The sequence below is a fragment of the Photorhabdus viridis genome, from assembly GCF_040256935.1.
GTDB classification, from domain to species: Bacteria; Pseudomonadota; Gammaproteobacteria; order Enterobacterales; family Enterobacteriaceae; genus Photorhabdus; species Photorhabdus viridis.
The window spans coordinates 1-893 of sequence record NZ_JBEJZY010000189.1; the positions used below are offsets into that span (position 1 = coordinate 1).

An 893-nucleotide genomic window follows, 5' to 3' on the forward strand; every position below is an offset into this window, starting at 1 on the left:
CCGAGTGCTTTCCGTCAACTTATCCCTGTCCAGGATGACACCGCACATGCCCTGCGCTGTATTATCTTCGGCGGGGAGGCGCTGGAACTACCGTCGCTGGCGCCGTGGATCGCAAATAATCCTGTCCGCCAGACCCGGCTGGTAAACATGTACGGCATCACCGAGATCACCGTCCATGCCACCTATCAGGAACTCACCGAGGAAGCGATCACCGGCGGACGGGGTAGCCTGATTGGCCAGCCGTTACCCGATCTACGAGCCTATCTTCTCGACTCTCACGGCCAGCCGGCGCCAATCGGCGTGACCGGCGAGCTTTATATCGGCGGTGCCGGCGTGGCCCGCGGGTACCTTAACCGTCCGGCATTGACGGCGGAGCGTTTTATCCCTGATCCGTTCTCCCGCGCCCCGGATGCCCGCCTGTATAAAACCGGCGACCTTGGTCGCTGGCTGTCCGACGGCTGTATCGAATACCTGGGCCGTAACGACTTTCAGGTCAAGCTGCGCGGCTTCCGTATTGAACTGGGGGAAATTGAAACGCGCCTGACCCAGTGTCCAGGGGTGCAGGAGGCGGCCGTTATCGCCCGCGAAGATATCCCCGGTGACAAACGACTGGTGGCCTATGTCCGGCCTCAATCCGATGTTGCGCTGGCACCGGCGGATTTACGTCAGCAACTGGGGCAACATCTGGCCGATTATATGCTGCCCAGTGCCTTTGTGATGCTGGCGGCCTTGCCGCTGACCCCGAACGGCAAGCTCGATCGCAGGGCGCTGCCTGCCCCTGAGCAGTCGGCCATTGTGTCACGGGACTATACGCCTCCGCAGGGTGAGATTGAAACGGGACTGGCGCAGATCTGGCAAGACCTGTTGGGACTGGCGCGGGTCGGGCGTCATGA

Annotated in this window: 1 protein-coding gene; it reads left to right on the plus strand. The window is 61.8% G+C overall.

All coding sequences use genetic code 11. The features are described from left to right. The coding region (locus tag ABR397_RS22880; RefSeq protein WP_350307713.1) for an AMP-binding protein at positions 1-893 on the plus strand (893 nt) is incomplete at both ends.